The organism is Serratia sp. CY74737, from assembly GCF_052166775.1.
GTDB lineage: Bacteria > Pseudomonadota > Gammaproteobacteria > Enterobacterales > Enterobacteriaceae > Serratia > Serratia ureilytica.
In genome coordinates, this window is the sequence record NZ_JBJNOF010000002.1 from 237,384 (window position 1) to 252,544 (window position 15,161).

The 15,161-nt window shown below is 61.1% G+C and carries 18 protein-coding genes; 13 read left to right on the top strand and 5 right to left on the bottom strand.

Features of this window, described 5'->3' with window-relative positions; translation table 11 throughout:
* Positions 1 to 32 precede the first annotated feature (32 nt).
* From cheW to ACJ8PE_RS03115, 10 genes are all read left to right on the top strand, one after another.
* A complete protein-coding gene (gene cheW / locus ACJ8PE_RS03070; RefSeq protein WP_025303271.1) occupies positions 33 to 533 on the top strand; it encodes a chemotaxis protein CheW in 501 nt (166 codons plus the stop codon).
* A 195-nt stretch (positions 534 to 728) separates the two neighbouring features.
* Entirely contained in the window at positions 729 to 2,399 is a 1,671-nt protein-coding gene (gene tsr / locus ACJ8PE_RS03075) for a methyl-accepting chemotaxis protein (protein WP_197793628.1), read from the top strand.
* 75 nt (positions 2,400 to 2,474) lie between these two features.
* Complete coding sequence (locus ACJ8PE_RS03080) at positions 2,475 to 4,091, top strand: methyl-accepting chemotaxis protein (protein WP_197761945.1); 1,617 nt, start codon at positions 2,475 to 2,477, stop codon at positions 4,089 to 4,091.
* A gap of 37 nt (positions 4,092 to 4,128) precedes the next feature.
* A complete protein-coding gene (gene cheR / locus ACJ8PE_RS03085; RefSeq protein WP_025159837.1) occupies positions 4,129 to 5,001 on the top strand; it encodes a protein-glutamate O-methyltransferase CheR in 873 nt (290 codons plus the stop codon).
* A complete protein-coding gene (locus ACJ8PE_RS03090; RefSeq protein ID WP_442536711.1) occupies positions 5,001 to 6,050 on the top strand; it encodes a protein-glutamate methylesterase/protein-glutamine glutaminase in 1,050 nt (349 codons plus the stop codon). The genes cheR and ACJ8PE_RS03090 overlap by 1 nt, the downstream gene beginning before the upstream one ends.
* Positions 6,051 to 6,152: 102 nt before the next feature.
* A complete protein-coding gene (cheY, locus tag ACJ8PE_RS03095) occupies positions 6,153 to 6,542 on the top strand; it encodes a chemotaxis response regulator CheY (RefSeq protein ID WP_004934862.1) in 390 nt (129 codons plus the stop codon).
* A 10-nt stretch (positions 6,543 to 6,552) separates the two neighbouring features.
* Entirely contained in the window at positions 6,553 to 7,197 is a 645-nt protein-coding gene (cheZ, locus tag ACJ8PE_RS03100) for a protein phosphatase CheZ (protein WP_004934858.1), read from the top strand.
* Between the two features lie 165 nt (positions 7,198 to 7,362).
* Positions 7,363 to 8,514 carry a flagellar biosynthesis protein FlhB gene (gene flhB, locus ACJ8PE_RS03105; protein WP_033640021.1) on the top strand — a complete coding sequence of 384 codons (1,152 nt, stop codon included), beginning with the start codon at positions 7,363 to 7,365 and terminating at the stop codon, positions 8,512 to 8,514.
* On the top strand, positions 8,507 to 10,585 hold the full coding sequence (gene flhA, locus ACJ8PE_RS03110) for a flagellar biosynthesis protein FlhA (protein WP_033643531.1): 2,079 nt from the start codon (positions 8,507 to 8,509) through the stop codon (positions 10,583 to 10,585). The genes flhB and flhA overlap by 8 nt, the downstream gene beginning before the upstream one ends.
* On the top strand, positions 10,585 to 10,989 hold the full coding sequence (locus ACJ8PE_RS03115; RefSeq protein ID WP_033643530.1) for a flagellar protein FlhE: 405 nt from the start codon (positions 10,585 to 10,587) through the stop codon (positions 10,987 to 10,989). The genes flhA and ACJ8PE_RS03115 overlap by 1 nt, the downstream gene beginning before the upstream one ends.
* Positions 10,990 to 10,991: 2 nt before the next feature.
* On the opposite strand, the gene ACJ8PE_RS03120 is transcribed toward ACJ8PE_RS03115, so the two are convergent.
* The 5 genes from ACJ8PE_RS03120 to flgA form a co-directional block, all read right to left on the bottom strand.
* Positions 10,992 to 11,294, bottom strand: a complete 303-nt coding sequence (locus tag ACJ8PE_RS03120) for a helix-turn-helix domain-containing protein (protein WP_033632742.1) — start codon at positions 11,292 to 11,294, stop codon at positions 10,992 to 10,994.
* On the bottom strand, positions 11,291 to 11,662 hold the full coding sequence (locus ACJ8PE_RS03125; RefSeq protein WP_197793479.1) for a type II toxin-antitoxin system RelE/ParE family toxin: 372 nt from the start codon (positions 11,660 to 11,662) through the stop codon (positions 11,291 to 11,293). The genes ACJ8PE_RS03120 and ACJ8PE_RS03125 overlap by 4 nt, the downstream gene beginning before the upstream one ends.
* Positions 11,663 to 11,891: 229 nt before the next feature.
* On the bottom strand, positions 11,892 to 12,326 hold the full coding sequence (locus ACJ8PE_RS03130) for a flagella synthesis protein FlgN (RefSeq protein ID WP_033650863.1): 435 nt from the start codon (positions 12,324 to 12,326) through the stop codon (positions 11,892 to 11,894).
* A gap of 40 nt (positions 12,327 to 12,366) precedes the next feature.
* Positions 12,367 to 12,678 (bottom strand): flagellar biosynthesis anti-sigma factor FlgM, encoded by a 312-nt coding sequence (flgM, locus tag ACJ8PE_RS03135; protein WP_197793480.1) that lies wholly within the window; start codon positions 12,676 to 12,678, stop codon positions 12,367 to 12,369.
* A 129-nt stretch (positions 12,679 to 12,807) separates the two neighbouring features.
* Positions 12,808 to 13,461, bottom strand: a complete 654-nt coding sequence (flgA, locus tag ACJ8PE_RS03140) for a flagellar basal body P-ring formation chaperone FlgA (RefSeq protein ID WP_033650864.1) — start codon at positions 13,459 to 13,461, stop codon at positions 12,808 to 12,810.
* A 160-nt stretch (positions 13,462 to 13,621) separates the two neighbouring features.
* On the opposite strand from flgA, the gene flgB reads away from it, so the two are divergent.
* The 3 genes from flgB to flgD are packed head-to-tail and all read left to right on the top strand — an operon-like array spanning position 13,622 to position 15,135.
* Positions 13,622 to 14,035 carry a flagellar basal body rod protein FlgB gene (flgB, locus tag ACJ8PE_RS03145; protein WP_033643526.1) on the top strand — a complete coding sequence of 138 codons (414 nt, stop codon included), beginning with the start codon at positions 13,622 to 13,624 and terminating at the stop codon, positions 14,033 to 14,035.
* A gap of 5 nt (positions 14,036 to 14,040) precedes the next feature.
* Complete coding sequence (gene flgC, locus ACJ8PE_RS03150; RefSeq protein WP_004934826.1) at positions 14,041 to 14,445, top strand: flagellar basal body rod protein FlgC; 405 nt, start codon at positions 14,041 to 14,043, stop codon at positions 14,443 to 14,445.
* Positions 14,446 to 14,457: 12 nt separating this feature from the next.
* Positions 14,458 to 15,135: a flagellar hook assembly protein FlgD gene (gene flgD, locus ACJ8PE_RS03155; protein WP_197761935.1), complete on the top strand. Its 678-nt coding sequence runs from the start codon at positions 14,458 to 14,460 to the stop codon at positions 15,133 to 15,135.
* The last annotated feature ends 26 nt before the right edge of the window (positions 15,136 to 15,161 follow it).

The window sequence follows — 15,161 nt, forward strand, 5'->3', positions numbered from 1 at the left end:
TAATGAGTTTATTGATTTAAAAGGTGAATGATATGGCAGGATTGGCAGCCGTCAGCAAATTGGCTGGCGAAACGGTAGGGCAAGAGTTTCTGATTTTTACCCTGGGCAACGAGGAGTACGGCATCGACATCCTCAAGGTGCAGGAAATTCGCGGCTACGATCAGGTGACCCGCATCGCCAACACCCCGGCGTTCATCAAGGGCGTCACTAACCTGCGCGGCGTGATCGTCCCGATCATCGATCTGCGGGTGAAATTCTCGCAGCAAAGCGTGTCTTACGATGAGAACACCGTGGTGATCGTGCTGAACTTTGGCCAGCGCGTGGTGGGCATCGTGGTCGATGGCGTTTCCGACGTGCTGTCGCTGACCGCCGAGCAGATCCGCCCGGCGCCGGAGTTCGCGGTGACGCTGGCGACCGAATACCTCACCGGTCTCGGTTCGCTGGGCGAGCGCATGCTGATCCTGGTGGATATCGAAAAGCTGCTGAGCAGCGAAGAGATGTCGCTGGTCGACAGCGTGGCGAAAAGCGTCTGATTCATGACCCTAGGGGGCAGGGCGCTGCCCCCTTCAACCTTCATGTTCCCTGACCTGTCGCGATGCCGTCCGCCGCGCCCGGAACCCCCACTAAAAATAGTTACTTTCCCGCATAAAGTTTTGCCGCGCTGCGCCGATAACTCTCACATTCAACGTCATCAGAGCCTGTCTGCGCGGGCTTCAACAAGGGAAATCATGTTAAATCGTATGAAGGTGGTCACCAGCCTGTTGCTGGTGTTGGTGCTGTTTGGCGCCTTGCAGTTGATTTCGGGCGGACTCTTTTTCTCCTCGCTGAAAAGCGATAAGGAAAACTTTACCGTCCTGCAAACTATCCGCCAGCAGCAGCTGCAGCTGAGCGAAAGCCGCGTTGACCTGCTGCAGGCGCGCAACTCCCTGAACCGTGCCGGTATTCGCTACATGATGGATACCAACAAGATCGGCAGCGGCGCCACCATTGATGAACTGCTGGGCAAAGCGAAAGAAGAGCTGGCCGAGGCGGAAAGACACTATGCCGCTTACGAAAAAATCCCTCAGGATCCGCGTCAGGATCCCCAGTCGGCAGAGCGCGTTAAGCAACAGTACGACATTCTGTACGGCGCGCTCTCCGAACTGATCCAACTGCTGGGCGAAGGCAAGATTAACGCCTTCTTCGATCAGCCTACGCAGAGCTACCAGGACAACTTTGAGCAGAGCTACAACGTTTATTTGGAGCAAAACGGCAAGCTGTATCAAATCGCGGTCGACGGCAGCAACAGTTCCTACAACTCGGCCATTTGGACGCTTATCGTGGTTCTGGTGGTGGTGCTGGCGGTGATCGTACTGGTCTGGACCGGTATCCATCATATCCTGGTGCGCCCGCTGAACCGCATGATCGAGCACATCAAACAGATCGCCGCCGGCGACCTGACTCAGCAGATCGTCGTCACCAGCCGCAACGAAATGGGCGTGCTGGCGGCCAGCCTGAAACACATGCAAAGCGAGCTGATCGAAACCGTCAGCGGCGTACGTCAGGGCGCGGACGCCATCTACAGCGGCGCGTCCGAAATTGCCGCGGGCAACAACGATCTCTCCTCCCGCACCGAGCAGCAGGCCGCGTCGCTGGAAGAGACCGCCGCCAGCATGGAACAGCTGACCGCGACGGTGAAACAGAACGCCGAAAACGCGCGTCAGGCTTCACAGCTGGCGCTGAGCGCCTCCGAAACCGCGCAGAAAGGCGGCAAGGTCGTGGCCAACGTGGTGCAGACCATGCACGACATCGCTGGCAGCTCGCAGAAAATCGCCGATATCACCGGCGTGATCGACGGCATCGCCTTCCAGACCAACATCCTGGCGTTGAACGCCGCGGTGGAAGCGGCGCGCGCCGGCGAACAGGGCCGTGGCTTCGCGGTGGTGGCCGGTGAAGTGCGTAACCTGGCGCAGCGCAGCGCACAGGCGGCGAAAGAGATCAAAGGTCTGATCGAAGATTCGGTCAGCCGCGTCGATATGGGTTCCGTGCTGGTCGAGAGCGCCGGCGAAACCATGGGCGACATCGTCAACGCCGTCACCCGCGTGACCGACATCATGGGCGAAATCGCCTCGGCGTCGGACGAGCAGAGCCGCGGCATCGATCAGGTTGGCCAGGCGGTGGCGGAAATGGACCGCGTCACCCAGCAGAACGCCTCGTTGGTGGAAGAATCCGCCTCGGCGGCGGCGGCGCTGGAAGAACAGGCCAGCATGCTGACCCAGTCGGTAGCGGTATTCCGTCTGAGGCAGGAAGGCCAGGAAGAATTTAAAGCGCCTGTCACCAGCAAGGCGACGGTAACACCGGTAATCAATCATAAGAAAATGAACGCCAGCGATCTGCAGGATAACTGGGAAACGTTCTGACCGGTATCGGGCCTCTCTCGCAGAGGCCCTTTTCCCTACGTAGGCCGGTCGCCGGCCGGCTGCAAGGAGGTTCAAGTGTTTAACCGAATCCGTATCTCTACCAGCTTATTCCTGTTGTTGATGACCTTCTGCGTTCTGCAGTTGGCCAGCAGCGGCCTGTCGTATTCCGCGTTTCGCTCCGATAACCACAACCTCGACATCATCACCCTCGGCAGCCAGCAGCGCGATTCGCTTAGCCTGAGCTGGGTGTCGCTGTTGCAGGCGCGCAATACGCTGAACCGCGCCGGCACCCGCGCGGCGCTGAAACTGCCGCAGGAGCAGGTGAACGAGCTGATGAGCAACGCCCGCAGTTCGCTGCAGAAGGCCGATCTCTATTTCAATCAGTTTATGGCGGTTGAACGCAGCAGTGAACAGCAGAACCAGCAGACGGCCACCACCAAGGCCAGCTACGAGCGGCTGCGCGGCGCGCTGCGCGAGCTGATCGGTTTCCTGGAAAAGGGCGAGCTGCAGGCGTTTATGGATCAGCCGACGCAGAAAACCCAGGACCTGTTCGAGGCCGACTTCGTGCAGTACCTGCAGTTGGTGAACGGTGACATCAGCGAGGCCAGAGACGCTAATCAGTTCTCCTTCACGCTGGCGGGCCTGATGCTGGCGGGGGCGGTATTGATGCTGATCGTGGTGACCGGCAGCGCCATGTGGTGGTTGCGCACCATGCTGATACAGCCGCTGAACCAAATCCGCAGCCACTTTGAACGCATCGCCGCCGGCGATCTGGCGACGCCGATTCAGGTGTACGGCCGCAATGAAATCAGCCTGCTGTTCGCCAGCCTGCAACGCACGCAGCAGTCGCTGATCGGCACCGTCGGCGCGGTGCGCGACGGGGCAGAGTCGATTCTGATCGGTCTGCAGGAGATCGCCGAAGGCAACAACGATCTCTCTTCCCGCACCGAGCAGCAGGCCGCGTCGCTGGAAGAAACCGCCGCCAGCATGGAACAGCTGACCGCGACGGTGAAACAGAACGCCGACAATGCGCGGCAGGCGTCTCAGCTGGCGCGTGACGCCTCGGCCACCGCGGCCAAGGGCGGCGAACTGGCCGGTGACGTGGTCACCACCATGCACGATATCGCCAACAGTTCGCAGAAAATCGGCGCCATCACCAGCGTGATCGACGGCATCGCCTTCCAGACCAACATCCTGGCGCTGAACGCCGCGGTGGAAGCGGCGCGCGCCGGCGAACAGGGGCGGGGTTTCGCGGTGGTCGCCGGTGAAGTGCGCAACCTGGCGAGCCGCAGCGCGCAGGCGGCGAAAGAGATCAAGGTGCTGATCGACGAATCGGTCAGCCGCGTCAAACACGGCTCGGTGCTGGTGGAAAACTCCGGCGCCACCATGCAGGACATTGTGCGCTCGGTAACTCGCGTGACCGACATCATGGGCGAGATCGCGTCGGCTTCGGATGAACAAAGCCGCGGCATCGAACAGGTGACGCAGGCGGTGACCCAGATGGACCAGGTTACCCAGCAGAACGCCGCGCTGGTGGAAGAGTCCGCTTCTGCCGCCACCGCGCTGGAAGAGCAGGCTATTACCCTGGCCGACGCGGTCGCGGTATTCCGTCTGGCGGACGATAACGTCGTCGCGCCAGGTAACAGCAACAACGCAGTTTCACCCGTGGTAAAGGAAGCCCAAGATTGTTAAACCGCATAAACAGCACGTTTTTCTCCGGTGAGGCGGCATGAAACAGGCGCCATCTACTTCTAACCGGGATACTGCGTCGATGTTGACGCAAATGGTGCAGCGCCTGCCGCTGTCGGACGTGCATTTTCGCCGTATCAGCCAGTTGATTTATCAACGCGCCGGCATCGTGCTGGCGGAGCATAAGCGCGAGATGGTTTACAACCGCCTGGTGCGCCGGTTGCGGCTGCTGGGATTGCACGATTTCGGCGACTATCTGGCGCTGCTGGAAAGCGATCCGAACAGCGCGGAGTGGCAGGCGTTCATCAACGCATTGACCACCAACCTGACGGCATTTTTCCGCGAGGCGCATCACTTCCCGATCCTGGCGGAGCATGCGCGCTCGCGGCCGAACGGCTACAGCGTCTGGAGCACTGCGGCCTCGACCGGCGAAGAGCCGTATTCGATCGCCATCACGCTGAGCGATGCCCTGGGGCAGCGGGCCGGCAGTTGCCAGGTCTGGGCCAGCGACATCGACACGCAGGTGTTGGAAAAAGCGGAAGCGGGCGTTTACCGCCAGGAAGATCTGCGCACCCTGACGCCGACCCAAATGCAGCGCTATTTTCTGCGCGGCACCGGGCCGCATCAGGGGCTGGTGCGCGTGCGGCCGGAACTGGCGGCGCGGGTGAACTTCCAGCCGTTGAACCTGCTGGCGCCGGAATGGGCGCTGCCGGGGCAATTTGACGCCATTTTTTGCCGCAACGTCATGATCTATTTCGATAAGGCGACGCAGGAGCGCATCCTGCGCCGCTTCGTTCCCTTGCTTAAGCCGGGGGGGCTGATGTTCGCCGGCCACTCCGAGAACTTCAGCCAGATCAGCCGGGATTTCTACTTGCGTGGGCAGACCGTGTATGGGCTGACCAAGGAGAGGTAATGAGTAAAATCAGAGTGTTATGCGTAGACGATTCGGCACTGATGCGTCAGCTGATGACGGAAATCGTGAACGGCCATCCCGACATGGAAATGGTGGCGACCGCGCCGGATCCGCTGGTGGCGCGCGATCTGATCAAAAAATTTAATCCTCAGGTGCTGACGCTGGACGTCGAGATGCCACGCATGGACGGGCTGGATTTCCTCGAGAAGCTGATGCGCCTGCGGCCGATGCCGGTAGTGATGGTTTCTTCGCTGACCGGTAAAGGCTCGGAGATCACGCTGCGTGCGCTGGAGCTGGGCGCGGTGGATTTCGTCACCAAACCGCAGCTCGGCATTCGCGAGGGCATGTTGGCCTACAGCGAACTGATCGCCGAGAAGATCCGCACCGCCGCCAGAGCGCGCCTGCCGCAGCGATCCAGCAGCCCGGCGCCGGCGATCCTCAGCCATGCGCCGCTGCTGAGCAGTGAAAAACTGATCGCCATCGGCGCTTCCACCGGCGGCACCGAAGCGATCCGCCAGGTGCTGCAGCCGCTGCCGGCCACCAGTCCGGCGCTGCTGATCACCCAGCACATGCCGCCGGGGTTCACCCGTTCGTTCGCCGAACGGCTGAACAAGCTGTGCCAGATCACGGTGAAAGAAGCGGAGGACGGCGAGCGCGTGCTGCCGGGTCACGCCTATATCGCCCCGGGGGATCGCCACCTGGAGCTGGCGCGCAGCGGCGCCAACTATCAGGTGAAGCTGCATGACGGCCCGGCGGTCAACCGCCATCGTCCGTCGGTCGATGTGCTGTTCCGCTCGGTAGCGCAATATGCCGGCCGCAATGCGGTGGGGGGGATCCTCACCGGCATGGGGAACGACGGGGCGGCGGGGATGCTGGAGATGCACCGCGCCGGGGCCTATACCCTGGCGCAGAACGAGGCGAGCTGTGTGGTGTTCGGCATGCCGCGCGAGGCGATCGCCAGCGGCGGCGTCAGCGAAGTGGTCGAGTTGGACAGGATGAGCCAGCGCATGCTGGCGCAGATTTCCGGCGGCCAGGCATTGCGCATTTGATTTCAGTCCGCAGGGTTTGCCCGGCGGCGATATGACCTACGGTCGCCGCGCGGCGGCCTGCGGTTTTGCATCATTAAACGGTTAACTATTTCAGGAGTAACAATGGCAGATAAGAACCTCAGATTTCTGGTTGTGGACGACTTCTCCACCATGCGCCGCATCGTCAGAAATTTGCTGAAAGAGCTGGGCTTCAACAACGTCGAAGAAGCTGAAGACGGCGCGGATGCGCTGAACAAGCTGCGCGCCGGCGGTTTCGACTTCGTGGTGTCCGACTGGAACATGCCGAACATGGACGGGCTCGAACTGTTGCAGACCATCCGCGCCGATAGCGCGCTGGCCGCGATGCCGGTACTGATGGTGACGGCGGAAGCCAAGAAAGAAAATATCATCGCGGCGGCGCAGGCCGGCGCCAGCGGTTATGTAGTGAAACCTTTTACGGCGGCGACGCTGGAAGAAAAGCTCAACAAGATTTTTGAAAAATTGGGCATGTAAGGAGAGGGCGATGAGAGACATTCCAATGCCTGCCAGCGATGCAGCGACCGCGGGAGAGATCATCTCCCGCATCGGCCAACTGACCCGAATGCTGCGCGACAGCATGCGTGAACTGGGGCTCGATCAGGCGATTGCCCAGGCGGCAGAGGCGATCCCGGATGCGCGCGACCGTCTTGACTATGTCGTAACCATGACGGCGCAGGCGGCGGAACGGGCGTTGAACTGCGTGGAGGCGGCGCAACCGCGCCAGGCGGAGCTGGAGTCCGGCGCCAACGCGTTGAAAGGGCGCTGGGACGAGTGGTTCGCCAATCCCATCGAACTGGACGACGCGCGTTCTCTGGTCAACGACACGCGTCAGTATCTGGATCAGGTGCCGGGCCATACGGCCTTCACCAACGCTCAGCTGCTGGAAATCATGATGGCGCAGGACTTCCAGGATCTGACCGGTCAGGTGATCAAGCGCATGATGGACGTGGTGCAGGAGATCGAAAAGCAACTGCTGATGGTGCTGATGGAAAACATGCCGGAGCAGCCGGTGAAGGAAAAACGGCCGAACGACAGCCTGCTGAACGGCCCGCAGCTCGACCAGAACGGCGTCGGCGTGATCGCCAACCAGGCGCAGGTCGACGATCTGCTCGACAGCCTCGGTTTCTGAAGCCTTTCGGGGGGCGCGACGGCGCGCCCCGACAACAAGCCACGCAGTTTTCGTCTCATCCCCTAAATAACCCGCCTTTTTCCCCGTTGTTCCGCCAATGACATCGCCAATTTTTTGGCATGCTGACCGCCATTCTTGACCCTCCCGACACAGGAACGGCGTTTCGTGGCTGAAGACAGCGATCTGGAAAAAAGCGAGGCCCCCACGCCCCACAGGCTGGAGAAGGCGCGTGAAGACGGCCAGATCCCGCGCTCCCGCGAGCTGACCTCGGTGCTGATGTTGCTCTCGGGCCTTGCGATTATCCTGATGTCCGGCAGCAACATGGCGCAACAGCTGGCGGCGATGCTCACGCAAGGGCTGAACTTTGACCACGGCATGGTCAGTAACGACAAACAGATGCTTCGCCAACTGGGCATGTTGCTGCGTCAGGCGGTGCTGGCGCTGCTGCCGATCATGGCGGGGCTGGTGCTGGTAGCGCTCGCCGCGCCAATGCTGTTGGGGGGCATCTTGTTCAGCGGCAAGTCGATCAAGTTCGATATGAAGCGGCTAAACCCCCTGTCCGGGTTGAAACGCATCTTTTCCAGCCAGGTGTTGGCCGAGCTGCTGAAAGGGATCCTGAAAGCGACGTTGGTCGGTTGGGTCACCGGTCTTTATCTGTGGCACAACTGGGCGGCGATGCTGCATCTGATGACCCAGCAGCCGCTCGATGCGCTGGGCAATGCGCTGCAGATGATTCTGTTCTGCGGTTTTCTGGTGGTGCTGGGATTGACGCCGATGGTGGCGTTCGACGTGTTCTACCAGCTGTGGAGCCACTTCAAAAAGCTGAAGATGACCAAGCAGGATATTCGCGACGAATTCAAAGACCAGGAAGGGGACCCGCACGTTAAGGGACGTATTCGCCAGCAGCAGCGGGCGATCGCCCGGCGCCGCATGATGGCCGATGTGCCCAAGGCGGACGTGATCGTCACCAACCCGACGCACTACGCCGTCGCGTTGCAGTACAACGACAAAAAAATGAGTGCGCCGAAAGTGCTGGCCAAGGGGGCGGGCGAAATCGCCTTGCGCATTCGCGAACTCGGTGCGGAGCACCGCATCCCGATGCTGGAAGCGCCGCCGCTGGCGCGTGCGCTGTATCGACACAGCGAGATTGGACAACATATTCCGGCCACCCTGTATGCCGCGGTCGCCGAAGTGCTGGCCTGGGTGTACCAACTGCGCCGCTGGCGGCGCGAGGGCGGCCTGATCCCGAAAAAACCTGAACGTTTACCGGTGCCGGAAGCACTGGATTTTGCGAGAGAGAGTGACTCTGATGGCTAATTTGGCCTCCCTGCTTCGTTTGCCGGGCAATTTTAAAGATACGCAGTGGCAGGTGCTGGCCGGCCCGGTGCTGATCCTGCTGATTTTGTCGATGATGGTGTTGCCGCTGCCGGCGTTTATCCTCGACCTGCTGTTTACCTTCAACATCGCGCTGTCGATCATGGTGCTGCTGGTGGCGATGTTCACCCAGCGTACGCTCGAGTTCGCCGCTTTCCCGACCATCCTGCTGTTCTCCACGTTGCTGCGTTTGTCGCTCAACGTCGCCTCGACGCGCATCATCTTGCTGGAAGGCCACACCGGTTCCGCCGCCGCCGGGCGCGTGGTGGAAGCCTTCGGCCACTTCCTGGTGGGCGGCAACTTCGCCATCGGTATCGTGGTGTTCATCATCCTGGTACTGATCAACTTTATGGTAATTACCAAAGGTGCAGGGCGTATCGCCGAAGTGGGCGCGCGCTTCGTGCTGGATGGCATGCCGGGTAAACAGATGGCGATCGACGCCGATTTGAACGCCGGATTGATTGGCGAAGACGAAGCGAAGAAACGCCGCGCCGAAGTGACCCAGGAGGCCGATTTTTACGGCTCGATGGACGGCGCCAGTAAATTCGTGCGCGGCGACGCCATCGCCGGCCTGATGATCATGGTGCTGAACGTGGTCGGCGGCCTGTTGGTCGGCGTGGTGCAACACGGCATGGAACTGGGGGCGGCGGCGGAAAGCTATACGCTGCTGACCATCGGTGACGGCCTGGTGGCCCAGATCCCGGCATTGGTGATCTCCACCGCCGCCGGTGTCATCGTCACCCGCGTCGCGACCGATCAGGATGTCGGCGAGCAGATGGTGGGCCAGCTGTTCAACAATCCGCGCGTGATGCTGCTGAGCGCCGGGGTGCTGGGCCTGCTGGGCCTGGTGCCGGGCATGCCGAACCTGGTGTTCCTGCTGTTTACCGCGGCTCTGCTGGGCCTCGCCTGGTGGCTGCGCGGCCGTGAACAACAGGCGCCGAAAACGGTGGAAGATCCGGTGATGCCGGAGAATCCGCAGGCCGCCGAGGCCAGCTGGGCCGACGTGCAGTTGGAAGATCCGCTGGGGATGGAAGTGGGCTACCGGTTGATTCCGATGGTCGACTTTCAACAGAACGGCGAGCTGCTTGGGCGTATCCGCGGGATCCGCAAGAAATTCGCGCAGGACATGGGGTATCTGCCGCCGGTGGTGCACATTCGCGACAACCTGGAACTGCCGCCAGCCAGCTATCGCATCCTGATGAAAGGCGTCGAGATCGGCAGCGGTGAAGCGCAGCCGGGCCGCTGGCTGGCGATCAACCCCGGCAATGCCGTGGGCGAGCTGGCGGGAGACAAAACCGTCGATCCCGCCTTCGGGCTGGAAGCGGTGTGGATAGACAGCGCCTTGCGCGAACAGGCGCAAATCCAGGGCTTTACCGTGGTGGAAGCCAGCACCGTGGTGGCGACGCACCTCAATCATCTGATTGGCCAGTTCGCCAGCGAGCTGTTCGGCCGCCAGGAGACCCAACAGCTGTTGGATCGCGTGTCGCAGGAGATGCCGAAGCTGACCGAAGACTTCGTGCCGGGCGTGGTGTCACTGACCACGCTGCACAAGGTGCTGCAAAATCTGCTGGCCGAGCGCGTGTCCATCCGCGATATGCGCACCATCGTCGAAACGCTGGCGGAACATGCCCCGGCGCAGAGCGATCCTTACGAATTGACCACCGTGGTGCGGGTGGCGCTGGGCCGGGCGATCACGCAGCAGTGGTTCCCGGGCAACGGCGAGATTCAGGTTATCGGCTTGGATACCCAGCTGGAGCGCCTGTTGCTGCAGGCGTTGCAGGGTGGCGGCGGTCTGGAGCCGGGGCTGGCTGACCGTCTGCTGGAGCAGGCGCGTCAGGCGCTGCAACGGCAAGAGATGCTCAGCGCGCCGCCGGTACTGTTGGTTAACCATGCGCTGCGTCCTTTACTGGCGCGCTTCCTGCGTCGCAGCCTGCCGCAGCTCGTGGTGCTGTCCAACCTGGAGATCAACGACGATCGCCAGATTCGCATGACCTCGACCATTGGAGCCGCCTGATGAAACGCTGTCTGTCCTTGTTGTGTTTGCTGGCGCCGCTAGCCGCCGGCGCGGTGTCCGGCTCCTGGGTGGCTGAAGGGGCGGGGGTCACGCTGGAACAGGGCGGGATGCGCGATGAATCCGCCGGTTTGCGGCCGCCGAACGCGCTGCCGGATGCCAATGCGCGCATCACCAGCGTCAGCTGGCGCTACCGTTTGCTGGGGCCAGAGCCCGTGGGGCTGCAGGCCCAGCTTTGCACGGTAAACCGCTGCATTCCGCTCGGCGGCGGCAGCGGCAGCAGCATCGGTCTGCAGGGCGAGCCGGCCAATGCGGAATTGCGCTTTGTCTATTACGTGCAGTCGCAAGGCGGGCTGAATCCGCCGCTGCGAGTGATTGGCAATCAGGTGATCGTCAATTATCAGTAAGATCAGGCCAGAATTTGCAGGCCGTTGCGTTCCACCAGCGTCAGCAGTTTCATCGCGGCGGAGTTCGGTTGCGCTTCGCCGCGCTCCCATTTCTGCACCGCCTTTTTGCTGACGTTGAGATACAGCGCAAACACCGGCTGACTGACGTTTTCCCGTTCGCGCAGCGCGCGGATCTCGGCCGGCCCGAACTGTTTCACCGGCCGCAGACACAGCATGTCGAAGGTGCGCATGGTCACGTCGTCGACGAAACCGGCGCGGTGCAGGCCCTGAACTTCCTGGTGGATCGATTTCAGCATCTTGCTCATAGTTGTAACCTTATTAATTCCCCGCAGTTGACCAGCTGATACAGTCTGAATGGTGAATAATCCAGATACAGCGCCGCCAAATGCCGCCAGGAAATTAACTCATCCTGATTGATGTTGTCTCTTTCGTTTTTGGCAAAGCCATACATGAAAAAGATCCTGCCTTCATCTGCCGTTGCGATTAATACCCGATACCCGCGCCGTTTTCCACTCCCCATCCGAGCGATGCGCTTTTTGTATACGCAACCGCCAAGATTGGCGTCGTACAGCTGATGTTGCATCTCTCGCGCCGCTTTCACTATCGTGGCATCACTGATGCGCTCGCGTGCGGCAAAACCCTGAAAGGTTTTGGTGAGATAAATGTCGGCCATTCGCTCTCCCTGCGAATCTATACCCGTAAAGGGTATATTTCAAGTGGTTTAAAAATAACCACAGGGTGACAAGCGGCCAAAGGGAAAGAAACAGCCAAATTCACGCCATGCGCAGCCAGGCGCAAAGTCTTAAGTGAATTCAAAGGGTGTAGGCAGAAAATGCGACGGGATGCGCAAAAGTCGGTTAACGCATGCCCGGTGATAGGCTCACCGGGCGAAATGAGTCAGGTCAGACGCCGATTTTTCTGCCGAGCAGGCTGCCGGCGTGCGACTGGCCGTCCGGGCCATACAGCGATTTGTTGTTTTTGCTGAGGATCGCCAGCGCCTGAGCGTTATGGTCGATCTGCTGATTGAGCAGCAGGCCGTTGTGCTGGTTCTTTTCGCGCAGCGTTTGGCTCAGCAATTGAACGCGCTGCCAACGGTCGGCCAGGGGGGCGTGGCTGGCATAGGGCGCGCGTTGCCCGCAGGTTTTTTCCTGCCCCAGGCGCTGTTGCTCGAGGTAGGCGACCGTTGCCAGCAGTTGGCTTTTGGCATCGGTTACGCGCTGCAAGGCCACGCCCGGCAGCTGGCCGGAGCATAACAGATCGTGCTCTTCTTCCAGCACGCCATTGAGCGCCTGCAGCGTTTCCAACAGTTTGTCCAGCAGTTGTGCCAGCTTTTCCATAGTGATGACTTATCCTTTACCGCTACCCGCCGCCGCGTTGTCAGTCGCGTCTGGCGATCCATTGAACATCGCTCTGCGCGTCTTGCAGCAGTGCGTCGGCGATTTTGCCGGCGTCCATCTTCAGTTCACCGTTGCGGATCGCCTGCTTGATGGCCTCGACCCGGCCCATATCGATATCCTGGGTGCCCGGCTGCATCAGGCGCGCCTGCGCCTCGCTCAGTTTGACCTGCGTGCCGCTGACGGCGGTTTCAGCCACGGCGGCCTTACGCGGCTGGAGCGGGTTGTCGGCCGGGGTTTCACGCGGTTGCACAGTGGAAACCGGCTGTAACCGCTGGGTGCGATCGATACTCATGGTCCATCTCCGTTTACGCCGTGACCGCTCTCGGGCGACGACGCTGCAATGAAAGTGTTGCGGCCCTGATGGCCAATAAAATGCTGCTTGATTTGTCTTATCGGCAAGGTTTGCGGAACCTTTACTTTTTTATAACGTAATGCGAATCGCGCCGTCGTCCCCGACCACGCCGCTGACGATTTGCCCGGACGCCATGCGCACGCGCACGCTGTCTTCGGCGGCGGCGTTGTTCATCGCCTTGCCCGCGCCGCTAATGCTGAAACCTTCGCCCTGTGCATTGACCTGCACCGGTTGCCCGGCCTTGATAATCCAGGCCCGGCGCAGCATGGCGAGGGTCAGCGGCTGGCCGGGGCTGATGTTGCGCAGGCTGACGGCGCCTAATGCTTTGCCCGCTTCGGTCAGCGCGCGCGGCGGCAGGGTATCGAGCCGACCTTCTTTCAACGTCAGGTCCGCCGCCGTCAACCGGCTGCCGGCGGTGATGCCGCGCGCCGAAACGAGATAGCGGCCGAACACCTGCACCTGCGTCTGGATAAAACGCCGCTCTTGGCCACAGCGCGCCGAAATGCTGACGTTGCCGCCGATCCGCGCGTTGGGCGGCAGCGACAGCTGCGGCAGTTCGCAAGCGGGCCATTGGTTCGGCGGCGTGCGCACCCGCACTTTTACCTGCACCGGTTCGCCGCTGAACTTGCCTTGGATGAAGCTTTCGATTTGCGTCGCCAGATCGTCGGCGCGCGCGTTCAGACTGCACAGCAGGCCGATAAGCAGCAGCATTTTACCTTTCATCGTCATCTTCTCAAGCTTCATCGGGATACGCGTAAGTGTACCCGCAGCGCGCGCAGGCTAAGCAGATAAATAGCGCCCCATTTTGCGTTTATTCCCGCGATAGGGTAGCGCGGGGGGCGTTTATGCTGTCGACTCCAAATTCTAACCTCGCGGAGGGAGCATGCTCGACAAACTGGACGCGGCTCTGCGCTTTGGCCAAGAGGCGCTGAACTTGCGCGCCCAGCGGCAGGAAATTCTGGCCGCCAACATCGCCAACGCAGACACACCGGGTTATCAGGCGCGGGATATCGATTTCGCCAGCCAATTGAACAAAGTGATGGAGCAGGGGCGCGTCAGCGGCAACGGCATGGCGCTCAACCTGACGGCGGCGCGCCATATCCCGGCGCAGACCCTGCAGCCGCCGCAGCTCGATCTGCTGTTCCGGGTGCCGGATCAGCCGTCGATGGACGGCAACACGGTGGACATGGATCGCGAACGCACCAACTTTGCCGATAACAGCCTGAAATATCAGACCGACCTGACGCTGCTCAACGGTCAGATCAAAGGGATGATGTCCGTACTGCAACAAGGATAAGGCGCATGTCTTTACTGAATATTTTTGATATTTCCGGCTCGGCGTTATCGGCGCAATCCCAGCGCATGAACGTCAGCGCCAGCAACATGGCCAACGCCGACAGCGTGACCGGCCCGGACGGCGAACCTTACCGCGCCAAGCAGGTGGTGTTCCAGGTCGCAGCGGCGCCGGGACAGCCGACCGGCGGCGTGCGCGTTGCCCAGGTGGTGGACGATCCGGCGCCCGAGCGTTTGGTGTATCAGCCGGGCAACCCGCTGGCGGACGCCAAGGGGTATGTGCGCATGCCGAACGTCGACGTAGTGGGGGAAATGGTCAACACCATCTCCGCTTCCCGCAGCTATCAGGCCAACGTCGAGGTGCTCAACACCACCAAGTCGATGATGATGAAAACCCTGACGCTGGGTCAGTAACCGGAGGTTTCCATGGCTATCGCCCCAACCACGAACGAGTCGTTGGACAATACCGTCATCGGTAACAACAGCAAAAATACCAACAGCCAGGATCTGCACAACAGCTTCCTGACGCTGCTGGTGGCGCAGTTGAAAAACCAGGACCCGACCAATCCGATGCAGAACAACGAACTGACCTCGCAGCTGGCGCAGATCAACACCGTTCAGGGCATCGAAAAACTCAACACCACGCTGGGGTCGATCTCCGGTCAGATCAACAGCAATCAGTCGCTGCAGGCCACCGCGCTGATCGGCCACGGCGTGATGGTGCCGGGCAGCAACATTCTGGTCGGCAGCAAGGACGGCAAAGTCAGCACCACGCCGTTCGGCGTGGAACTGGAGCGCGCCGCCGACCAGGTAACCGCCACCATCACCAACGCCAGCGGGCAGGTGGTGCGCACCATCGAAATCGGCGGTCTGACCGCCGGCGTGCATGCCTTCACCTGGGACGGTTCGCTGGATGACGGCTCCACCGCGCCCGACGGCGCCTACAAAGTGGCGATTAACGCCAAAGGCAACGGCGAGCCGTTGGTGGCGCGCAGCCTGCACTTCGGCCTGGTGAACGGCGTGATCCGCGACGGCAACGGCGCCAAGCTGGATCTCGGCCTGGCGGGCAACGCCACCCTGGAAGACGTGCGACAGATCTTATAACCCTAAGCATCAGGCTCAATCGGACG

Coding starts and splice junctions, on each gene's coding strand:
- cheW (WP_025303271.1), top strand. CDS start 33: ATGGCAGGATTGGCAGCCGTCAGCAAATTGGCTGGCGAAACGGTAGGG.
- tsr (WP_197793628.1), top strand. CDS start 729: ATGTTAAATCGTATGAAGGTGGTCACCAGCCTGTTGCTGGTGTTGGTG.
- cheR (WP_025159837.1), top strand. CDS start 4,129: ATGAAACAGGCGCCATCTACTTCTAACCGGGATACTGCGTCGATGTTG.
- ACJ8PE_RS03090 (WP_442536711.1), top strand. CDS start 5,001: ATGAGTAAAATCAGAGTGTTATGCGTAGACGATTCGGCACTGATGCGT.
- cheY (WP_004934862.1), top strand. CDS start 6,153: ATGGCAGATAAGAACCTCAGATTTCTGGTTGTGGACGACTTCTCCACC.
- cheZ (WP_004934858.1), top strand. CDS start 6,553: ATGAGAGACATTCCAATGCCTGCCAGCGATGCAGCGACCGCGGGAGAG.
- flhA (WP_033643531.1), top strand. CDS start 8,507: ATGGCTAATTTGGCCTCCCTGCTTCGTTTGCCGGGCAATTTTAAAGAT.
- ACJ8PE_RS03115 (WP_033643530.1), top strand. CDS start 10,585: ATGAAACGCTGTCTGTCCTTGTTGTGTTTGCTGGCGCCGCTAGCCGCC.
- ACJ8PE_RS03120 (WP_033632742.1), bottom strand. CDS start 11,294: ATGAGCAAGATGCTGAAATCGATCCACCAGGAAGTTCAGGGCCTGCAC.
- ACJ8PE_RS03125 (WP_197793479.1), bottom strand. CDS start 11,662: ATGGCCGACATTTATCTCACCAAAACCTTTCAGGGTTTTGCCGCACGC.
- ACJ8PE_RS03130 (WP_033650863.1), bottom strand. CDS start 12,326: ATGGAAAAGCTGGCACAACTGCTGGACAAACTGTTGGAAACGCTGCAG.
- flgM (WP_197793480.1), bottom strand. CDS start 12,678: ATGAGTATCGATCGCACCCAGCGGTTACAGCCGGTTTCCACTGTGCAA.
- flgA (WP_033650864.1), bottom strand. CDS start 13,461: ATGAAAGGTAAAATGCTGCTGCTTATCGGCCTGCTGTGCAGTCTGAAC.
- flgB (WP_033643526.1), top strand. CDS start 13,622: ATGCTCGACAAACTGGACGCGGCTCTGCGCTTTGGCCAAGAGGCGCTG.
- flgC (WP_004934826.1), top strand. CDS start 14,041: ATGTCTTTACTGAATATTTTTGATATTTCCGGCTCGGCGTTATCGGCG.
- flgD (WP_197761935.1), top strand. CDS start 14,458: ATGGCTATCGCCCCAACCACGAACGAGTCGTTGGACAATACCGTCATC.